The 12272-nt window shown below is 69.5% G+C and carries 10 protein-coding genes; 4 read left to right on the top strand and 6 right to left on the bottom strand.

Annotated elements, in window-relative coordinates; all coding sequences use genetic code 11:
• Positions 1–17: 17 nt before the first annotated feature.
• Genes M1203_RS23665 through M1203_RS23675 form a run of 3 tightly spaced genes read right to left on the bottom strand, consistent with a single transcriptional unit; the run spans position 18 to position 1925 of the window.
• The gene (locus M1203_RS23665; RefSeq protein WP_249951790.1) at positions 18–1046 is read right to left on the bottom strand and encodes an alpha/beta fold hydrolase; all 1029 of its coding nucleotides are present in this window, start codon (positions 1044–1046) and stop codon (positions 18–20) included.
• Positions 1047–1060: 14 nt separating this feature from the next.
• Entirely contained in the window at positions 1061–1411 is a 351-nt protein-coding gene (locus tag M1203_RS23670; protein WP_249951791.1) for a hypothetical protein, read from the bottom strand.
• Positions 1412–1424: 13 nt separating this feature from the next.
• Positions 1425–1925, bottom strand: coding sequence for a TetR/AcrR family transcriptional regulator (locus M1203_RS23675; RefSeq protein WP_249951792.1), 501 nt, complete (start codon positions 1923–1925; stop codon positions 1425–1427).
• A 452-nt stretch (positions 1926–2377) separates the two neighbouring features.
• Between M1203_RS23675 and M1203_RS23680 the strand changes: the two genes are divergently transcribed.
• Together M1203_RS23680 and M1203_RS23685 are read left to right on the top strand one after the other, a co-directional pair.
• Positions 2378–2539 carry a hypothetical protein gene (locus M1203_RS23680; RefSeq protein ID WP_249951793.1) on the top strand — a complete coding sequence of 54 codons (162 nt, stop codon included), beginning with the start codon at positions 2378–2380 and terminating at the stop codon, positions 2537–2539.
• 67 nt (positions 2540–2606) lie between these two features.
• The gene (locus tag M1203_RS23685) at positions 2607–3107 is read left to right on the top strand and encodes a hypothetical protein (protein ID WP_249951794.1); all 501 of its coding nucleotides are present in this window, start codon (positions 2607–2609) and stop codon (positions 3105–3107) included.
• 486 nt (positions 3108–3593) lie between these two features.
• On the opposite strand, the gene M1203_RS38780 is transcribed toward M1203_RS23685, so the two are convergent.
• The 3 genes from M1203_RS38780 to M1203_RS23705 all read right to left on the bottom strand — a co-directional run bounded on the left by M1203_RS38780 (position 3594) and on the right by M1203_RS23705 (position 7793).
• Positions 3594–4835 carry a S1 family peptidase gene (locus tag M1203_RS38780; protein WP_283958961.1) on the bottom strand — a complete coding sequence of 414 codons (1242 nt, stop codon included), beginning with the start codon at positions 4833–4835 and terminating at the stop codon, positions 3594–3596.
• Between the two features lie 161 nt (positions 4836–4996).
• On the bottom strand, positions 4997–7201 hold the full coding sequence (locus tag M1203_RS23700; protein ID WP_249951795.1) for a S1 family peptidase: 2205 nt from the start codon (positions 7199–7201) through the stop codon (positions 4997–4999).
• Positions 7202–7235: 34 nt separating this feature from the next.
• A complete protein-coding gene (locus tag M1203_RS23705; RefSeq protein WP_249951796.1) occupies positions 7236–7793 on the bottom strand; it encodes a hypothetical protein in 558 nt (185 codons plus the stop codon).
• 555 nt (positions 7794–8348) lie between these two features.
• Here M1203_RS23705 and M1203_RS23710 point away from each other — a divergent pair.
• On the top strand, positions 8349–11726 hold the full coding sequence (locus M1203_RS23710; RefSeq protein WP_249951797.1) for an ALF repeat-containing protein: 3378 nt from the start codon (positions 8349–8351) through the stop codon (positions 11724–11726).
• A 138-nt stretch (positions 11727–11864) separates the two neighbouring features.
• Complete coding sequence (locus M1203_RS23715; RefSeq protein WP_249951798.1) at positions 11865–12248, top strand: hypothetical protein; 384 nt, start codon at positions 11865–11867, stop codon at positions 12246–12248.
• Positions 12249–12272 lie beyond the last annotated feature (24 nt).

A 12272-nucleotide genomic window follows, 5' to 3' on the forward strand; every position in this document is an offset into this window, starting at 1 on the left:
GGCGTCCTCGGCCGGCGTCAGTGTCGGGCCAACCGGTGCAAGGCGTCGAGTACGGGCGGCGCGAGCGTGTTCGGGTGGTCGGGGTCGTGCATGAGATGGTCCACTGCCGGCAGTGTCACTCGGCCCGGTCCACCGGCATGCGCGTGACGCAGGGCGGTCGTCAGGGCGTTCGTTGTGGCACAAGGGACCTGGGCGTCGTTCGTGCCGCACGTCAGCAGCACCGTGGTTCCCGGCCGGAGTGCGGCGGCGGTGTCCGGTGGGTAGACGGCGTCATCGCTTTCCACGAACCGGGCGTTGGGGCCTTGGAATGCCTCGAAGAGCTGGGCGATCGCGGTGGGCAGGTCGGTGGTGTCGACCGGTCGGCGTTCGCGCAGGGAGGTGACGGCGGCATCGATGGCCGCGTTGACGGTGCGTTGCTGCTCCGGAGTGAACTGGCCCTGTCGGGTTGCTTCGGCGATCTGAGCTTTGAGTTGGAGCGCGACCAGGTCCAGCATGCGGATCGCCTGGGGTTGCAGCAGCGCCAGGCCGACAGGGCGCGGGCGGACGGTGCCGCCGAGCACCAGGCCCGTCATCGCGCCCTCGCTGTGTCCGACGAGCAGCAGTTCGTGCGGGTCGGTCTCCGGTTGATCGCGCAACGACTCGTAGGCAGCCCGTGCCTGGCGGACGAATGCTGGGTAGTCGAGTTCTTCCGGGTGGTCCCGGTAGGCGCCGAGTCCGGTGCGGCCGGTGCCGTACTTGTCGAACCGCAGCGTGGCGATTCCCTCCCCGTCGAGCGCGTCGGCCAGCTGTGCCAGGGTGTCCGGTGAGGACACGGGCGGTTGGTTGCCGTCGCGGTCGGTGGGTCCGCTGCCTGGCAGCAGCAGTGCCGCCCGCAGCCGTTGCCCGGCACGATGTTCGGGAACATGCAGGGTGCCGTACGCGGTCGTACCGTCGGCCGTGAAGACGACCTCGCGGTCGGCGGCAGGCACGAGCCCGGGTGTTGCCTCGGCCGGAGCGGCGGTGACGGCGGCCAGTGCCATCACAGCTGCTGCCAAGTGGCGAAACATCGGCTTACCTCTCTTTATGCAAGGGCATTTTCAACCAGGGCGACAGCCGCGCGGGGGTCGTCGACCTGGAGCACCAGGCGTGCGTACCGCTCGTCGGCGAGTTCGACCACGACAGCCTTTGACGGATCCCTGACATCCCAGAAGACCTTCTCGCCATCCTGATGGAATGTGCCAGCGGTGATCACGCCGGGTACGTGGGAGCCCGGCGCGCGGATTCCCTTGGGGTCGGTGGCGATACCGGGGTCGGCGGTCGCGCCACGGACGTTGGCCAGTGGGATGGTCAGGCTGCCTTTGAAGGACCAGAGCTTGTCGAGACCCTCGATCACGACGACGAGGTCGTCGCCGTCGATACGTATCAGTGCCATTTCGGTTTCCGTTTCAGGCGAATGGGTCGAGGTGTTGGATCAGCGCGGTGGTGGCGTTGTCGGGGTTGCCACGCAGGAGAATGCCCAGCGCGGCGGCGGTGAGGGCGGCGGCCAGGTCGGCGGGAACGCCGAGGGCGTCGGCGATCGCCTGGTCGACGGCGGCCAATACGGCCTTCACCTCGGAGGCGACCTCCTTGTCGACCGGTGCGCGTTCGATCGTCGCGAGTAGGAGCAGACGGAGGTCGGCCGTGGTGACGAGTCGCAGCGCGGCCGCGGCATCCGATGCGCCGGCGAGGGCGTCGAGCAAAGGACGGACGTCGTCGGTGAGGTGGCGGCGCAGAGCGATCAGATAGAGGCCGCGCTTACTGCCGAACGTTTTGTACAGGCTGTTGCGGTGCACGCCGAGGTGACTGACGAGATCGTCAACTGACACGCCGTCATAGGCGCGTCCGCCGAACAGATCCACGGCGGCACGCACCGCCTCGTCCTCGTCGAATGCTCTTGGCCTGCCCATGGCCACTAGAGTAGACAGTTAAGGAACGATCAGTCAAGAACGATCGTTCCTTAATCTCCCATCCCCTTCGAGGCGCGCCAAGCCGCCTGCGGGAACTCTTCCTTGTTCGATTGCTTGCTTCCTTTGCGGGGTTTGAAGATCTGGCGGCAGACGTTGCGTTTGAGACATCGCTGGGCATCGCGAAAGCTCTTGCGAGGCGGGGACCGCCGAGGCCGGCAGCATCGGCGCCCGCCGATAGTGCGGCGAGCCGGTGCTGCCCCGGCGCACGATCTGCTGCGGCTTCTGCCACCCCTGGTCGGTCGGTCTGAGCACACCGACAGGTCGGCCACCGCACATCCAACCGTCACGCCCATCCCAACCCGGCGAACCTATGTGGTCAGGGCACTAGCTGCCCGGTCCGGAACGAACTTCACGGCCTGGTATGCGCGGCGAGTTCGGGTACAACGACGGCGATGATGCCGTCAGCAGGCGAGAACATCGTTGCCGGCGGCCTGTACGGCCCAGCCCCGATCGGCCATCGTCGCGGTAACGGCATCCCGAGCTGCATCGTGGCCCGCGGGGCCACCCGGGCCAAATCGATGACCATCAAGACGGATGCGGTCAGTGGGTTCTGACACGTGATCACGGGGCTGCGGGGTCGGGATGTAAGGTGGTGTCGCTTCATCTGCAGTGTGACTGTCGGTGGCTCAGGTATCGAAGCAGCACTATGGGGTGTTCGTGGCGGGGAAACGTACAGAGTTTGTGGATCTGCCGGTCTCGTTCGAACGGCCACTGCGACTGTTTGCCTACATCATCGGCCACAGCCAGGTCCTGTTCCGCGGCGAGCAGGACCTTGATGCCGGGCTGCCCACCACGGTCGAACTCCTCTTCAAGGATGTTGGCGCGCTCTCGGTACGCGATCACTACCGACGGCTGACCATTCGACTCGCCTCCCAGACGGAAGAAGAGCAGCTTCGGGTCGCAGACCCTCGTCGCTGGCACGACTGGCGTGCGTTCGTCCTAGAGACCGAGTCCGGCAGCAACGGTCACGTGGTGGCCGGCGCGATGTACTGGGCGGAGAGTCCCGTGCCCATGGGGTACAGCAGCTTCCTGATCCCTGACCACGATCTTCCGCAGTTTCGCCCCAGCCGGTCACTGCCGTCTGAACCAGCCACCGTCTATGCCCCGTTCCCACGGCACTGAGCCGGCACCAAATAACTGATCTTGTAGTGGACCGACCAGGCCGCTCGATCCGCCTGGTGGGTGGCGCCTCATGCATCGCAGAGCCCTTGTGGCCCTGTGGTCCGTGCCTGCGCGGCCCGAGCTTCGGCGGCTGCCCCTGGCTACCCCTTACCAGCCGTTGAGTCATGGCCGCTGGCGGCCGTGAGGGCGACGGCCGGCAGGAGTCCGAGCGAATCGTGACGATGTGGCGCTTTCGCCCGATCATCTTCTTGGCCGGGTCGATGCCTCGGCTGAAGTGGGACGCTGACGGAGGTTTTGATGCGAAGCAGCCGCCCGGCTGCACGGCATCCCGATCCGTGGTCCGTGCCATGTGCCCGGCTCGACGAGAACCCGATCGTGGCGGGAAGCGCCACTGCGGCGCGCGGGATTCGCGGCGTACGGGAGCCTGGTTGTGTATCAGCCGGATGCCGGGCCGCGTGGTGTGGCCCGGCATCCGGTGTTGTGCGGTCAGTCCAGGGGCCGGGGGGTAGGGGCGGCGGGTGCCTTGCCGGTGACGGTGAAGTTGTCGGCGTGCTGGAAGGTGAAGCGCTCCCAGCCTCCGGTGACGGTGGTGGAGCGGGCGCGCAGCAGGTCGGCGTCGGAGCCGGTGTAGTTGTGCTCCACGGCGACGAACTTGCCGTTGACCTTGGCCTTCAGGGCGTAGTTCTGGCCGCCCTGCGGTACGAGGGTGTACTGCTCCCAGCCGGCGGGCGTGGCCGTACCACGGGCGCGGAGCATGCCCTCGTAGTCGCCGGTCATGGAGTTCTCTGTGGTGACCCACAGGTTGTTCGCTTCGGCGCGCAGCGAGACCGTCTGGCCGCCGTCGCGAGTGTGCAGGGTGTACTGCTCCCAGCCGTACGGGGTGGTGGCCCGGGCGCGGAGCTTGCCCTGCTGGTTGCCTGTCTCGTTGATCTCGGGGGTGACGTAGTTGTCGTTGACGTGCGCCTTGAGGGTCCAGCGGGCGACGTGGGTGCCGATCCAGTCGGTGACGTCGTCCAGCCGTGTACTGATGGCGCCGGTGTCGGTGACCGACTCGTCGGTGCCGAGGCAGCCGGCCTGCCAGGAGCGGCTGCTGAGGGCGACCAGCTCGACGCCGTTCGCGGTGTCGCGCAGTGCGGGGCCGCCGGTGTCACCCTGGCAGACGGCGGCGCCGTCGTTGCCGGTGGTGGTGACCTGGCCGGCGTTGACGGCATTCACGGTGAACGTGCCGGTGTGCAGCTTGTCGGGCACCCAGGTGTCGGCGGTGCGGCCGTATCCGGCCACGGTGAGCTGCTCGTCGGCGGCGGCCGGGGTGGCTGCCAGGCGGGCGGGGGTGTTGCCGACCGAGGCGGAGAGCCGGGCGAGTACCAGATCGCGGTCGGGGTGCGGGACGAGCTCGACGATGTCGCGGACCGCGCCGGCGGTGCCGGTCAGATCGGTGCGGCCGATGGTGGCCTTGGTGGCCGACGCGGGCGCCCCGGCCGGGATGTCGAGGCTGACGTTCGGGTCCGCGGCGAAGCAGCTGGCGGCGGTGAGCACCCAGCGGGACTCGACGAGTACGCCGGAGCAGGCGCGGTGGGAGTCGCCGATGTCCAGCTTGGCGGTGAAGGCATAGGCGCCGTCCGCGGCCTGCGCGCCCGAGACGGCATTGGCCGGAGCGGAGACGGCCAGTGGGATGGCGAGCATGCCGGCGGCCAGGGCGGCCAGCGTGGAGCGGTTGGGTCTGGGCATGGAAATCCCTTTGCTGTTCGGAACGTGGCGGGCCGAGGGCGGTGTGCGGGCGCTACGTGGTGGTCTTCCCTCGTGCCCGCACCAACGCCCTGAGGGACCCCGGAGGCGAGGGGGTGGCCCCGGAGGGAAAGGTCCGCTCCGGGGCACCTACGTCGTGCGTATCAGCGGATCGCCATGCCGAACGCCTTGCCTGTCAGCGGCAGACCGTTCAGGCCGGGCTGGTGGGTGATGACCGTCCCGCCCGTGCCGCCCATGGCGTTCGACCACGGAATGCCGTGGATGGCGCCCCGGTCGGCGGGACCGTGCGGCATACCGATCCACAGGTGTGTACCCGTGCCGTTCAGGTAGTTGCCCATGAGTTGTGACGCGCCCGGAGTGCCGGGCACACCACGGTCGTTACCCGCCTCGATCCAGTGGTCGGAGTCGCCCGGGGCTCCCAGAAGTGAGAAGGTCTGCACGAAGCCCGCGTCGGTTGCCGTGCCGATGTCCTTTCCGGGTACGCCGACCGCCAGCAGCATGGTCGAGGCGGTGCCGACCGCGTTCGGCGCGGTGTTGACGGCGACCACCCGCGTGCCGAATCCGTCACCGGAGGCGGAGGCGCCGTTCACGCCCTCGATTCCCTGATGGATGGTGGCCAGTTCACTGACCGCGCCGGCCCCGGTCACCCGGACGGTGGTCACCTGCCCCGCCTGCGGGAAGGAGTTGGTGCCGACCCAGAGCGTCTCACCGGGCGTGCCGATGGCGAGGACAGAGTCGGTCGCGGCGGTGGCGCCGGAGGGACGGTACGCGACCATCGAGAGCGACGAGGCGAACCGGTCGCCGGGCTCGCTCGCGTCGCTGATGCCGGTCGAGTCCTGGTTGACGCTCGCCACCGGGGCGGGGACGCCGTCCGCGTTCACCTCGTGTTTGAGGATCGCCACCATGCCCGCGTCGGCGCTGGTGCCGACCGTCTCGCCCGGGGAGCCGACCGCGATGTGGTTCGGGGAGCCCGCGACGGAGGCGCCGAACTCGTCGCCTTCGCTGATGACGCCCACGATGCCCGGGGAGTCCTGATGGAACGAGACGCTGGTGGAACCCCGCAGGTAGTAGGCCAGGCCCGCGTCGTGGTAACCCTTCAGGTTCTTGCCGGGCGCCCCGATCAGGAGGTACGGCTCACCGGCGGCGGTCCGGCCGGCGGCCAGCGCGGCGCCCATCCGGTCGCCCGCCTCGGACGCCCGCTCCTTGAGCGCGCCCGTGCCGGTGCCCTGCTGGAGGTTGAGCGCGGCCTTGCCCTTGCCCAGTCCGGCCGGGGAGCCGTAGAGGACGGTCACCCAGCCGGCGTCCGCCGTCGTCTCGACGTCCTCCAGGGGGATGCCCACCGCCAAGTCGGTGCAGCCGTCCTCGTCGTAGTCGACCACGGCCAACTCGCCGCCGAACTCGTCGTCCGCCTCGGCTTCGCCGGGCACGTAGGACAGGTCCTGGTGGATCGTCTCGCTGCCCTTGCCCGCGCCGTAGACGACCTTGAGCAGGCCGGCTTGCGACAGGCCGTTCACGGACGCCTTCGGGTCACCGACCGCGATGTCCTCGGCGCCGTCGCAGTTGAAGTCGGTGATGCGGGCCGCACTGGTCTTGGAGGCCACCCAGGCACCCAGGTCGTCGACGCGGGCGGCGATGCCGCCGGTACTGGTCACGGCCTCGTCGATGCCGTAGCAACCACCCTGGTACGACTGGCTGCTGAGGGCGGCCAGCTGGTGCGCGCCGCCCGAGACGCGGACCATCGGGCCACCGCTGTCGCCCATGCACGCGGCCACGCCGTCCTTGCCGGTGACCGTTGCGGTGGTGGCATCGGCGGCGTCCACCGAGAACCCGCCGGTGTGCAGGTTCAGCGGCGCCCACTCGGTCGCGCTGCGGCCATACCCGGCGAACCTCAGTTCCTCGCCCGCGGTGGGCGCGGCGGTGGCCAGGGTGATGGGGGTGACGTTGGTGACCGGACGGCTCAGCCGGGCCAGGACCACGTCGCGGTCGGTGCGGGGCTGGAGCTCGACGACCTCGCGCACCGCCCCCGCGGTGGTGCTCGTCAGATCGGAGCGGCCGATGGTCGCGATGGTCTTCAGCTGCGGCTTGCCCGCGGGCACCGCGAGGCTGGTGGCCGGGTCGGCGGCGAAGCAGCCGGCCGCGGTGAGCAGCCATTCGGCGTCGACCAGGACGCCGGAACAGCCGCGGTCGTGGTCGCCGACGATCAACTGGGCGGCGTAGGCATGAGTGGTGTCGCCGGACGGGGAGGCGGGTCCCGTCACGGCGGCGGAGGGCGTCGCGGACACCGCGAGCGCCCCGGCCGCCAAGACCGCGCCGAGCGCGCCGAGGCGAGGGCGTCTGATGGAGTGCATGAAGGTCGTGTCCTCTGTTCCTGCTGTCCGACGGCTACTTGGCGGAGCGGATCTCCACGAGCATGTGCTCACGGCCCTGCTCGTCATCGCTCTCACCGACCGCGGTCCAGGTGTTCTTGTCCAGGTCGAAGGACCTCTTCTCGGTACCCGCGGTCATGTCGACCTCGGTGGTGTAGTCGTTGCCCTTCATCGAGTAGACCGCGGGGATCTCCAGAGTCAGCCAGCCGGAGTTGCCCACGACCTTGAAGCACACCTTGCCGGAGTGCCGCCGTGCCAGGACCTCGATGAAGCCCGTGCCGCTGGTGCAGTCCACCAGTGTGATGTGCCCGTCGCCGCGCTTGAGCACGATGTTCTGCTCGGCCAGGATCTTGTCCGCGTTGGGGTAATTGAAGTCCTCGACCGCGTAGCCGGGCGCGCCGTCGGCGACCGTCGACGTGGCACCGGTCGGGGCGGGAGCGACGCCGGTGAGCGCGCCCGACAGGGCCGCCCACGCCAGGGCGCCGCCCGCCGTCGCGGCGGCGAGGGTGCGCACGAGAAATCTCTTCTTCTGCTTGTTGTCCGTGAATTCCGAAGATTCGGTACGGGCCTTCATCGCGCTCCAATATTCGTCGGTTCCGTCCCCCCGGGCGGAACACCTCATAAAGGTGGGGACGGCGCTCCGATGACACGTCAGGCCAGCGGAGACTCACGGCGACGAAACGCGACGAGGGTCTCCATTTCGCCGTGACGCGCAAAGGAGAGGCGGCTTCCACGTCCTTTACGGGAGCCGCTCACTTCTCCATGCAATCCGCTCACTCGACGACCTGTCCACATCTTCAACCAGCTGAAACCGGACGCAAGTTGTATGCAGGCAGTGACTCCCGTCACCCTCCCGGAAGGTTGCGTTGCCATATATGGAGAATTTGTGTTGATCAATTGAACAGTTCACGTGGCGCGAATATTTCCACCCGATGGGGATTCGGGAGGGATTCGAGGGAAAGCTGAGCGTTTCCTCGGCAGGCGACCAAAGAGGACTCCGGGTGTCCGATTAACCTTCCTTTGTCCAGCGACAATTGACGGTCCCCAAGAAATATGAATGGCTAGGCGGTCGGGTCACGACTGATATCCGTCGAATGCCACACGGCACTTACCTGGAGGAAGACTTCCTATGGAGACAGTGTTCTGGAGCCGGCGACGCCTGCTCGGCACCCTCGCCGCCGTCACGGCCGCCGCCGCCACGCCCTTGACTCTGGCCCCGCTGGCCCGCGCCACGACAGCGGCGGCGGATGAACCGCCGAATCCGTTCGAGCTGCCGGGCACCGAGCGGGCGAAGGTCGTCAAGGCGTGGCTGACGGGCGGCAAGGCGACCAAGGCCGCCGCGGAATACGCGCTGTACGGCACGGACACGGACATCCAGACGTTCCTCGCCACAACGCTCCCGACCGTGACGGCGGAGGACAATCGCGTCGCGGTCGCCACCTATCTCGCCAGATCCGGTGTGGGGGTGCGGCGTGAGGCGTCCGCGGCTCTGGACGGCGGGGACAGCACGGTGGCCGCCTTCCTCGGCGGCGGCTTCAGATCCGCCCTGCTGGAAGACCTGCAAGTGGCCACTTCCACGGTCTCGGCCACCGGCGGCAAGGGGGTCAAGCGTGAGGCGTCCGCGGCCCTGGACGCCGGCACCGAACAGGCCCTCGCGGACTTCCTGTCCACGGGCCGGTTCGACGCCCGCGAGGAGGACCAGCGGGTGGAGACCGCCACCATGCTGATGTCCGCCGGCCCGGAGGTGCAGAAGTACGCGGACCGCGCGCTCAGCGGCGGTCGCCAAGAGGTGGAGTGGTTCCTCAACACCGGGCAGCACATCGCGCGCGCCCGCGACCAAGAGGCCGCGACGATCGAGGAACTGGTCGCCGTCGTGGAGCACGAGGGCAAGCGCGCACAAGAAGAGACCGACCTCGCCGTCGAGGCCTCCGAGCGGGCCAAAACCGCTGCGGAGAAGGCGAAGGAGGCGGCCGAGAAGGCCGCGGCCGAGGCCGAGGCGGCCAAGGACGACGTGGCGAAGTCCGGTGCGGCGGCCCGCAAGGCCGCGAGCGCCGCTCAGGGAGCCGCGAAGGCCGCCCGCAACGCCATCAGCGCCTCCCAGTCCGCGGTCGCGGCCTCGCGCCGCGCCTCGTTCGCCGCGACCGCCGCCTCGCAGGCCGCCGCCACCGCGGGCAACGCCGCGTCTCTGGCCTACAACGCGGCGATCGCCGCCTCCAAGGACGCTTCCAAGGCCAACGCGGCGAAGAACGCCGCCGTCGCGGCGCGCAACGGCGCCGCGCGTGCCCGTACGGCGGCCAAGGCCGCCGACTACGCGGCCACCGCGGCCTCCCAGGCGGCCGGTGCCGGATCCGCCGCCGCGTCCGCCGCCCGCAACGCGGCCGCCGCCGCCAACGCCTCGGCGCAGGCGGCCACCGCGGCGGGCGTCGCCCAGTCCGAGGCCGCGGAGGCCAAGCGCCAGGCCGCGATCGCGAACAGCGCCGCGAACCGCGCCACCAACGCCGCCTCCACCGCACAGGCACTCGCCAACCAGGCCGCGTCCGCCGCGCGCACCGCACGCGATGCCGCCAACTCCGCGGCGGCGCACGCCGACAAGGCAGCCGACGCGGCCGAGGAAGCGGTCAAGTACGCGGGGCAGGCCATCGACTATGCCAACAAGTCCACCGCACATGCGGCCGAGGCGATCAAGGCCGCCAACACCGCCACCAAGGCCGTCGAGGATGCCAGGGCAGTGGAACAGGCGGCCCGCGACGCGGAGTCGGCGCGTCTGGAGGAGGACAAGCAGGACGGCTTGGCGGAGGCCAAGCTGCTCGCACAGCTGGAAGAGGAGGAGCGGGCCGCACTGGCGAACCTGCGCACGCAGGAGCAGCAGACCGCAGGGACCCTCAAGGACCAGATCGCGAGCGCCGAGAAGGCGCTGGCGGACGGAAATCTCGCGCTGGCCGCCACGCTGGGCCGCAAAGCGGGCCTGGGCATGGCGGCCTCGAAGGGCTCCTGGTCGCGGGAGGCCGCCCAGTTCGCGCTGGCCGGTGCGGATGCGGATGTCCACGCCTGGATCGACACCGACCGGGCCCTCGCCGAGGACCAGGACGACCGGGAGACGGCCCTTCACCTCGCGGAGGTCGCGTCCGCCAATGTCGGAACGGCCGTGCACGCGGCGCTGACGAGCGAGGCCACCGGCGCCGTCAAGGCATTCCTGACCGACGGGCTGATCGAGGCCGTGGCCGAGGACAACCGCGTCAGCATCGCCGCCATCCTCTCCACCGGTCCCGGCTCGGCCGTCAGGACCGCGGCCAACGCCGCGCTCGACGCGAACACCCCGCAGGCGCTGAGGAGCTTCTTCGACCACACCTACCCCGAGGCGGTACGGGACGACGACGGGGTCGCCACCGCCGCGCTGCTCAACTCCGTGGGCATCTACACCAAGGCGTACGCGGAAGTCGCCTTGGAGGGCCCGACGTGGATGCGCCGGAACTTCATCAACCTCGTGCAGTACAAGGCGGCTCAGCTCGACCACGACTCGGCCTCGCACATCGCCGCGATCCGCGGTGCGATCGCCGCTGCCGCGAAGATCGCCTACAAGGCGCAGGAGAACGCGCAACTCGCGTCGAAGGCCGCCGCGGAGGCGCGCAACGCGGCGGACCAGGCCAAGGAATGGGCGGACAAGGCGCTCGCCTCGGCGAAGCAGGCCGACACGTACGCCACGCAGGCCAGGCAGAACGCCGACGACGCGGACAAGTCCGCCCAGGCCGCCCAGGCGTCCGCGGACCGGGCGAAGTCCGCGGCGAATACGGCCCGTAAGGCGAGCCGTGCGGCCAACTACTCGGCGAACCGGGCCATCGACTCGGCCCGCAGCGCCCTGCGCTCCTCCTACAGCGCCCAGGCCTCGGCGAACAGCGCGCGCCAGTCGGCGATCGCCGCGGGCCAGGACGCGAGGACGGCCGCGGCGGCGGCCACCGACGCCCGCCGCATCGTCTCGGAGAAGCGCAAGGCGGAGGCGGCGGAGGCCGCACGCCAGGCCGCCGAGGCGGCGCGGCGGGCAAAGGAGGAGGGAAGGAACCCGGCCGACAGCCCGACGCACGACAAGACCAACTCGGGTGGCAGCGAGGGCGACAAGGACGAGTGGTGGAACGACGCGCAGTTCTACGCCGACGCGTTCAACTGGATCAGCATCGGCTCCGGATTCCTCGCCGCGGGACTTGCCTTCGCCGCCCCGTGGACCGGCCCGTTCGCACCGTTCGTCGCCGGAGCGGCGGGGATCCTCGGCTGGGTCTCCGTGGGGTCGGCCGCACTCAGCACGCTGTTCACGGGCATTGAGTACGGCTTCGGCAGCTCCGAGTTCGCGGGCTCCCTCGTCGGAACCAGCCTGGGGCTGCTCACGTTCGGCCAGTCCAAGTGGATCGGGGCCACACTGGACGGCGTGGTGTCGCCCATCGCCAAGCGGGCCACGCAGCTCGGCAGCGACATCATCTCGCCCATCACCGGTACGCTGACGTCCCTGTTCGGATGATCACCAATGACCGCTGATCACCCAATGTCCGCTGATCGCCCCATGACCGCTGATCACCTGATGACCGCCGACCGTTGATCCAGCCGGCGGGGGGCCGGCACATCAGGCCGGTCCCCCGCCCCGGCGCAGAAGGGCCCCATGCTCACGTCCCTGCCGATCGGATGGCTGTGGCTGCTGGCCGCGGCGTCCACTGCCCTGTCCAGCTGCCTCCTGGGCAGCTGGATTCCGCTCCGGAAGTTCCGTATCGCCTATCCGGTGATCATGGTCATCTGCGGTGGGGTCCTGGTCGTCGTCTGCCGGTTGAAGGGCATCGACCTGACCGGGGCGCTCGTCATGTACTCGTGCGCCCACATCGGCCTGACACTTGGCCTGCTCCCCCAGCGGAAGCTGTTCAAAGAGGTGCTTGAGCGCTGGCGCAGAGGTGAGGCCACGGACACCATCAAGGTCCCGCGCCGGCACCAGGTCTTTCTCGCCGTCTGCGTGATCGCCGTCTTGCTCGCCGGCTTCGCGCTGACCCGCTGACCCGCTAACCCGCTGAGTCGCGTT

The organism is Streptomyces sp. 35G-GA-8 (assembly GCF_023534745.1).
Classification (GTDB): Bacteria; Actinomycetota; Actinomycetes; order Streptomycetales; family Streptomycetaceae; genus Streptomyces.